Consider the following 7,884-nt stretch of genomic DNA (forward strand, 5'->3'; position numbering starts at 1 on the left):
GTCATACCAGGCGGGGCTGCTGGCGCGGGGGAAGCCGACCCAATTCAGTTCAGCCAACTGGTCGAGCTGGACACCGTCGGAGTCGGCCAGTCGCACAGCAACTTTCGATGAGATGAGTACGCCAAGAACTTCTTGAGCGACCAGCATCGCATCGAATTCCGATCCGGAGGGGCGTTCACGGACCAGGCCCACGTCCAGTTGATCACTGCGTAACGCCGTGAACTGTGCCGCCGTCGAGAGGTGTTGCGGAACGACGCGCGTATTTGGTGATTCCACCGCGAACTTGGCCAGCGCCGTGGGGAGCACGTCAGGAGCCAGCTCCAACGGGATGCCAAGCCTGATGACCTCGCTGGATCCGGCGCTGAAGGTGCTCATTGTCCGCACGGCCTGGTGGTAGCGGGCCAGGACCGCACGTGCCTCGACGAGCAATGTCGTTCCCGCGTCGGTTGGGCGTACGCCCGTACTGGTGCGCTCCAGTAGCGTCACCCCGAGTTCGCGTTCCAGAGCGCTCACCGTCTGAGACAACGCCGATTGGCTGACATGCAGTCGACGCGAGGCCGCGGACATGCCGCCTTCTTCCACCACCGCCACGAAGGCGCTGAGTTCCCGAAAGTCCATAACCGTTGGCCGCTACTAAATCCGCGGATAAGCGCGCAGAGTCTCCGACGGCGACTCGCCGTACTTGCGTCGATAAGCCGCGGCGAATCGGCCAGTGTGCATGAGTCCCCACCGCGTTGCGACGTCGGCAACGGTGAACCCGTCGGCTCCGCGCAGCAGATCGTCCCGTACCCGGGTGAGGCGGATATCGGTCAAGCACTCACGCGGGCTGGCGCCGACGTACTCCCGGAACCCCTCCTGCAGCCGACGGATGCTGACCCGGGCAACTTCGGCCATATCCGCGGCCGTCCATGGTCGGCTTGGGTCGTCGTGCATCTCGTCGAGCACCCGCTTGACGATGCGGGGCCTCGTCGGTGGGTGCGCGCCGTCAGCATCAGGTAATGCTGCGAGAACGAACGCGGTGGTGATCGCGCTACTGAGCTGCTCGCGAACCAATGGATGCTGGTCGGCCGCCGATTGGGTGGACAGCGACCGCACCAGCTGCAGCCAGTTCGCGCCGGCCTGTTCGGTCAGGTCCAGGCGGTCGGGAAGCCGGCGTGAGGGTTGGGCGAGCAGCCGCGATATCTCCCGGTGTAGGTAGTCGCGGTCGAAGCGGACACCGACGACGCTGAGCGACGGGCTCCAACGCCGTAGGCAGGCAGGGGTGTCCGGCGGGTAGATCACCGCGCAGTCCGGCGTCGCCACTAGTTCGTGATGTCCGATCACCGACTCCAGGTGACCCGAGACTGGGACGTTCACGGCGTAACCGCCAGGATGTGTGGTGTCCACCGTCACCAGAGCACCCCAGCCCAGGTGCACGAGCCGCACCGGCCCGATCTCCGTGCCCGCGAGTATCACGTCGGCCGCGGTCGAGCGGGTGAGCGGGTGCAGCTCGTTCTGGAAGTACGCATCCTCAATGGCGCGCGAGGCTTCGTCCCAGTCCAGGGGGTCGGAAACCCCAGGTGCGGGCATGACTCTATTGAAATCTCTTCGCCGCCGATTGCCAAGCAGACTGGCTGGGCGGGATGCTGACACGAGGGCGCCGTCCGTGATGTCGCGCTGCGGCAAAGGTCGTGACATTCCCTCTGAGAAAATTCATGGGAGACGACTATGGGTTCTTTGCCTGTCATCGACGGGGTGCAGCACCGGTTCGTCGAAGTGGGCCACGGGATCACCATCCATGTGGCCGACGCCGGACCGAGCGATGGGCCGCCGGTGATGCTGGTGCACGGCTTCCCGCAGAACTGGTGGCAGTGGCGGCATCTCATCGGGCCGCTGGCCGCCGACGGCTACCGGGTGCTGTGCCCGGACCTGCGCGGGGCAGGCTGGAGTTCGGCACCTGTTGATCGCTACCTCAAGAACGACATGGCCGACGACCTCGCGGCCGTACTCGACCGACTCGCAGTGGGCCCCGTGACTGTGGTGGCCCACGACTGGGGTGGCCCGGTCGCGTTCATCATGATGCTGCGCCACCCGAGCCGGGTGACCAGGTTCTTCGGAGTAAATACCGCCGCACCCTGGTTCAAGGCAGATCTGGCCATGTTGAGGCATCTATGGCGGTTCTGGTATCAGATCCCTATCGCACTGCCGGTCGTGGGCCCGCGGATCATCGCCGACCAAAGCGCCCGCTTCCTCCGATTCCTGACTCCCTGGCTCGGCGGCGGATTTCCGATTCCCCGCGACGACTTCTGGATGTATGCACATCGGATGCGTGAGCCCGGGCACGCAGTGGCCGGCTCGCGCTGGTACCGCACCTTCGCGACCCACGAATTCCTGCACTGGCTGCGCGGCGAATTCGCCGACGCGCGCATCAAGGTGCCGGTGCGTTGGCTGCACGGCACTGGCGACCCGGTGACCACCCCGACGCTGATGCGCGGATACACGGCCTGGATCGATGATTTCGACGTCGAACTGGTTGACGGGGTGGGTCATTGGTTTGCCGAACAGCGGCCCGAGCTCCTCCTGGAACGACTCCGGGCGTTTCTTTGCGGCGTCTAGCAAGAATCAACGGAGGCGGATGCGCGGCAATCGAGTTCCATTAAGCGCCAAGGCCAATATTGGTCTGATGCCGGGTAGGGTGCGACAGAATCCTGTGCGGGTGCAGGCGGGTCACTTGGTGCGGGGCAGGCGATGAAGCTGATTAACCGTCACACGGAGTGCGGTGTACTCCACCGGCTTGTCGAGACGGTGCGTTCTGGTGAGAGCCGGGCGATCGTGGTATCGGGCCCAGCTGGTGTGGGCAAGACGGCGTTGCTGGACTATGTGGCTGAGCAGGTGTCGGGTTGCCGTGTAGTGCGCGCCGCGGGTGTGCAGTCGGAGATGGAGCTGCCGTTTGCGGCATTGCATCAGGTGTGTATGCCCCTGTTGGGCAACCTAGAGCGTTTACCGGTGCCGCAGCGCGATGCCCTGCAAATCGCGTTCGGCATGATGGCCGGGCCAGCGCCGGACCGGTTTTTGGTGGGCCTGGCAGTGTTGGGTCTGCTAGCCGATGTTGCCGAGCAGCAGCCCCTGGTGTGTTTGATCGATGACGAGCAGTGGTTGGATCGCTCCTCTGCTCAAGTGCTGGGCTTTGTGGCGCGGCGTGTGGCGGCCGAATCGGTCGGGTTGATTTTCGCCGCCCGGATTCCCAGCAGTGATCTGGCTGGGTTGCCGCAGTTGGCGGTCGAGGGCTTGCCGACCGCAGATGCGCAAGCGTTGCTGGATTCCGTCGTGGTGGGGCCGCTGGATAGCCGGGTGCGTGATCGGATCGTCGCCGAGACTGGGGGCAATCCGCTGGCAATGCTGGAATTGCCACGGGGATTGACCGCGCAGGAGTTGGCTGGCGGGTTTGGATTTTTGGACGCGGTCCGGTTGGCGGGAGGTATCGAAGGCGGTATCGAGGACAGCTTCCGACGGCGTATCGAGCTCCTCCCCGAGGAGACGTGTGGACTGCTGCTGATTGCGGCGGCCGAGCCGATCGGCGATCCGGCGCTGGTGTGGGAAGCGGCCGCGCGGCTGGGGATAAGCGCCGAGGCGGCCGAGCCCGCAGTGGAGGCGGGCCTGATTGAGTTCGCCGGGCGGGTGCGGTTTCGCCACCCCCTGGTGCGGTCGGTCGTCTACGCCTCGGCCTCATCATTGGAGAAACGCCAGGTTCATGGCGCGCTGGCGCAGGTCACCGATGCGCAACAGGACCCCGATCGGCGCGCCTGGCATCGAGCCCATGCGGTGGCCGGGCCGGATCACGACGTCGCGGCGGAGCTGCAGCGCTCGGCAGCGCGCGCGCAAGCTCGTGGTGGACTTGCGGCCGCGGCAGCGTTTCTGGGGCGCGCCGCGATGTTGACGCTGGACCCCGTGCAGCGAAGCGAGCGAGCGTTGGCCGCCGCCGCGGCCCACGTTCAGGCCGGAACGTTAGACGCGGCACGCGACATGCTGTCCATCGCAGAACCGCAGTCGCTCAATGACTTCCAGCAGGCGCGGATCGATGTGATAAGAGCCGAGCTGGCGTTCGTCGAAAGCCGCGGTGGCGACGCTCCGGCGCTGCTACTCAAGGCCGCGCGCCGGCTGGAGCCCATCGACATTGACCTTGCCCGGGCGACCTACCTGCAAGCGTTGTATGCCGCTATGTTTGCCGGTCCGCTGGCGCTGGGTGCCGAGGTGCCGGAGGTGGCCCGCGCCGCGGCAGACGCACCGCGCCCACAGCGGGTGCGCGCACCCGACCTTTTTCTCGATGGCCTGGCCGCCCTGTGCAACAACGGATATGGGGCGGCAGTGCCGATCCTGCGCAACGCACTCGACGTCATCGGCAACGACCTGTCACCAGAGGACGAGCTGCGCTGGCACTCTTTGGCCTTCTTGGTAGCCGGCCGCTTATGGGAAGACCAACGCTTCAAACCGCTTTCGGACCGATCCGTCGAGCTTGTCCGCGGCCTCGGTGCGCTCAGCGAGCTTCCGCTGGCCCTCACGAGCAAAGCGATAAGGCTGGCTCTTGCCGGTGAGCTCACCGAGGCATCGGCCGTCGTCGACGGCGAGCTTCAGGCGGCACTGGAGGCCACCGGCATCAGTCCACCCCCTTACGCGGCGCTGGTGGTGGCCGCCCGGCGCGGCCGGAACGCCGAGGCCGCCGTCCTGATCGACACCGTCACCAGGGAGATGCGCCGACGAGGCGAAGGCCATGCAATCGTGCACGTCGACTGGGCAATCGCAGTGCTCAACAACGGCCTCGGTAACTATCAGGAGGCGATGACAGCAGCCCAACGCGCCACCGAGCATTCGGAATTGGCGATACCGCAGTGGGCCACGGTCGAGCTGATCGAGGCGGCCACCCGCAGCGGACACAGCGACATCGCCGCCGATGCCCTTGGCCGGCTCGCGGCTACCACCAGCGCCAGTGGCACCGACTGGGCGCTCGGTATCGAGGCACGCTCGCGCGCACTGCTGACCGAGGGCAAGTCCGCCGAACGTCTCTACCGTGAGGCGATCCAGCGCCTTGACCGCACCACTATCCGCACCGAGCTCGCTCGTACGCATTTGCTCTACGGCGAATGGCTGCGCCGGCAGAATCGCCGCGGCGACGCTCGGGCCCAGCTTCGCAACGCCCACCACATGTTCGAGGCGATGGAAATGGAAGCGTTTGCCGAGCGGGCCAGACGTGAACTACACGCCGCCGGCGAGACCACACCCAAATCCAGCGTTCCCCGCAGCGATGGTCAGTTGACCGCACAGGAGGCCCAGATCGCGCGGATGGCGCGTGAGGGCCTGTCCAATCCCGAGATCGGCGCCCGATTGTTCCTCAGCGCGCGCACTGTCCAGTACCACCTGAAAAAGGTCTTCATCAAGCTCGGCATCGAATCGCGCACCCAGCTCTGGCGCGTCCTGCCCGACTGATCCGCCGCCGCCGTCAGCCTGACTGGCCAGTTGCACTGTGCGGTTGGCGGACGCCGGTGGCTCCCCAGGCGGCCGATGATCAGGCCGATGTGTAGCCAAGCTGTGCGAGCGCGTTCGGGCGTGCTGTCGGTGGCAACGCAAAACGGCGGTCAGCACCGATGCCACCAGTTGCGACCGTCACGGCAGCCAGCCGGACCGGCGACCGCGACTGGCGGTGAGGCCGTGCGCGACATTGACCGCGCTTTCCGGATCGCCTTCGCGTTCAACGGATCGACCACGCTGACCTGCGGACATACCCTGCCGAGGTGTCCATCGAGGAACAGGGTCCCATGGTGGAGCCCTGCAAACTGAGACAACCGCGGGCCTCCGCCCCTGCCGGCAAGCAGCGCAGCGACGGTCGAACCGCTGGCAACCTCAAATTGGTCGAGGCCGAGGCGTTGGCGGCGGACACGAACGGCTCGAATGGCCGCAGCGCGCATCATTTCACCCCGGCGAAGCTGGAAGCGTTTGTCGCGGTAGCCGAAGGCGGTGGCCTGTCGGCCGCGGCGCGTCGGCTGCATATCAGCCAGTCAGCGTTGTCACAGACCATCAATGGGTTGGAGCGTCAACTCGGTGTTGAGTTGGTCAGCCGCAGTAGTACCGGCGTCCGCCCGACCGAGGCCGGTCGGGCGCTGCTTCACGAGGCTCGGGAGGTGCTGGCCCGCCATGACCAGCTTTTCCGTGCCATGGCCGGCTATCGCGCAGACCAGGGACGTGTGATCCGGCTCGGAACGCCTTTCGACTTAGCTCCCGACGTCGTTGACACGGTCGGCCGATTCGCCGCAGGTCATCCCGAAGCACGGGTGATACCTGCGCACCTGCCGGTGACCCAGCAGTTGGCGGCGCTGCAGCGCGGTGAATTGGACGTAGGCCTGATGCACGAGCTGCCCACGGCGCCCGACCTCGATGCGGTCGTGGTGCACCAGGAGGACGTGGGCGTGCTGGTAAGCGCTGAGCTCGGCGCAGCCCTAACGGGCGATGGCGGTGTCCGACTCGACGCCCTGACGGGGCTGCACTGGCTGGGTTTCGTGCGCTCGGACAGCCCGGCGTGGTACGACGAGTTGGCCGCGGTGCTGCACTCTCATGCGATCGAGGTTGCTAGTGCAGACGGCGTGGACGGCGTCGCCTCTCCAGCTATCGCGCTCACGGCCGTGAGTTGCGGCCAGTGCTTTTCGTTGTCACCACCAGTGTGCCCGCCGATGCCTGAGACCGTCGTCTGGGCACCTCTTATCGGCCACCCAATCGTGCGCCGAACCTGGGCCGCCTGGCCCGCCGGGTCACGCCGCCGCGATGTCGCTCAGTTCATAGCGGCGCTTGATCGGTCCGCCGGCGACTAATCACCATGAATTAGATTGCTACGTAATCCAATTGTCTATCGCTGGCCCCGTGCCATGTCGCGTTTAGCGTTTCAGTCCGAAAAGGCGTTGAGCGTTGGTGCGGCCGATTTTTTCGCGGGTGTTGTCGTTGATCTCAGCGTTGTCGAACCAGTCCGCCGCCTCGTGCATAGATTCATAGGGGTAGTCGGTCGAGAACAGCACGCGATCCTCGCCGATTGCCAACAGGGTGGTATCGAGTGCTTGAGTGCTGAAGAAGCCGCTGGTAGTCAGGTAAAAATTCTCCCGGAAATAGTGAGTTAGCGGCTTCTTGAATTTGCGAAGGTCGCCTTGGAATGTCACGCGATGGTTGATGCGCCAGATGGCAAACGGCAGTGTCTCACCAAAGTGGCCGACGATGATGGTCAGGCTGGGGAATCGGTCAAACAGTCCGCTGGTCATCAAACGCAGTGCGTGGGTGGCGGTTTCGACCGTGAACGTCCACACGGCGCCGAACAGTTCGGGGTGGCCCTGGTAGATGCCTTGGTTTGCCGGCAGCGGGTCACGTGGGTGCAAGTAGATCGGGGTATCAAGGGCTTCCACACGTTCCCAAAATGGGAAGAATCGCGGATCATCATAGTACAAGCCGGTTTCGGCATCGCCGAGGTTGGTAAAACCGTTGACCATCGCGCCGTGGAAACCCAGCTCATTGACGCAACGCTCCAGCTCGTCACCCGCGGCCGCGGGGTCCTGCATGGGCAGCGCGGCGAAACCGCCGTAGCGCGGGCTGTGGGCGGACACGATATCGGCCAGCATGTCGTTGGCCCGTTTTGCTTTGTTCACCGCTTGGGCGGCATCCGTCTCTGCTTGAAGGCCCGGCGCAGTCAACGACAGGATCGCGTAATCGATTCCAGTGGCGTCCATGTCCGCTAAACGCTGCTCGTTGACGTCGGCCAGTCGGCGGTCGACTTCGGCCATGGCCTTGGCATCGCCCTCGAAGCGTGGAACCTCGAACTGGGGCAAGTTGAAGTGCTCTTCAAAAGCAATCTTGCCGTTCATCTAACAGCCCTTC

The 7,884-nt window shown here is 65.1% G+C and carries 6 protein-coding genes; 3 read left to right on the forward strand and 3 right to left on the reverse strand.

Annotated features, from left to right (window positions below; translation table 11 throughout):
* On the reverse strand, positions 1-618 hold a 618-nt coding region (locus VNW74_RS02045; RefSeq protein WP_325674944.1), incomplete at its 3' end, for a LysR family transcriptional regulator.
* A 15-nt stretch (positions 619-633) separates the two neighbouring features.
* The gene (locus VNW74_RS02050) at positions 634-1,569 is read right to left on the reverse strand and encodes an AraC family transcriptional regulator (RefSeq protein WP_325674945.1); all 936 of its coding nucleotides are present in this window, start codon (positions 1,567-1,569) and stop codon (positions 634-636) included.
* A 138-nt stretch (positions 1,570-1,707) separates the two neighbouring features.
* Between VNW74_RS02050 and VNW74_RS02055 the strand changes: the two genes are divergently transcribed.
* From VNW74_RS02055 to VNW74_RS02065, 3 genes are all read left to right on the forward strand, one after another.
* Entirely contained in the window at positions 1,708-2,595 is an 888-nt protein-coding gene (locus VNW74_RS02055; protein WP_325674946.1) for an alpha/beta hydrolase, read from the forward strand.
* Between the two features lie 132 nt (positions 2,596-2,727).
* Positions 2,728-5,460 (forward strand): ATP-binding protein, encoded by a 2,733-nt coding sequence (locus tag VNW74_RS02060; protein WP_325674947.1) that lies wholly within the window; start codon positions 2,728-2,730, stop codon positions 5,458-5,460.
* Positions 5,461-5,765: 305 nt separating this feature from the next.
* On the forward strand, positions 5,766-6,836 hold the full coding sequence (locus VNW74_RS02065) for a LysR family transcriptional regulator (protein WP_325674948.1): 1,071 nt from the start codon (positions 5,766-5,768) through the stop codon (positions 6,834-6,836).
* Between the two features lie 63 nt (positions 6,837-6,899).
* Here VNW74_RS02065 and VNW74_RS02070 read toward each other — a convergent pair whose 3' ends face one another.
* Positions 6,900-7,871 (reverse strand): amidohydrolase family protein, encoded by a 972-nt coding sequence (locus tag VNW74_RS02070; protein ID WP_325674949.1) that lies wholly within the window; start codon positions 7,869-7,871, stop codon positions 6,900-6,902.
* Between the last annotated feature and the right edge of the window lie 13 nt (positions 7,872-7,884).

It is taken from the genome of Mycobacterium sp. (assembly GCF_035570115.1).
Taxonomy (GTDB): domain Bacteria; phylum Actinomycetota; class Actinomycetes; order Mycobacteriales; family Mycobacteriaceae; genus Mycobacterium.

Coding starts and splice junctions, on each gene's coding strand:
- VNW74_RS02060 (WP_325674947.1), top strand. CDS start 2,728: ATGAAGCTGATTAACCGTCACACGGAGTGCGGTGTACTCCACCGGCTT.
- VNW74_RS02055 (WP_325674946.1), top strand. CDS start 1,708: ATGGGTTCTTTGCCTGTCATCGACGGGGTGCAGCACCGGTTCGTCGAA.
- VNW74_RS02050 (WP_325674945.1), bottom strand. CDS start 1,569: ATGCCCGCACCTGGGGTTTCCGACCCCCTGGACTGGGACGAAGCCTCG.
- VNW74_RS02070 (WP_325674949.1), bottom strand. CDS start 7,871: ATGAACGGCAAGATTGCTTTTGAAGAGCACTTCAACTTGCCCCAGTTC.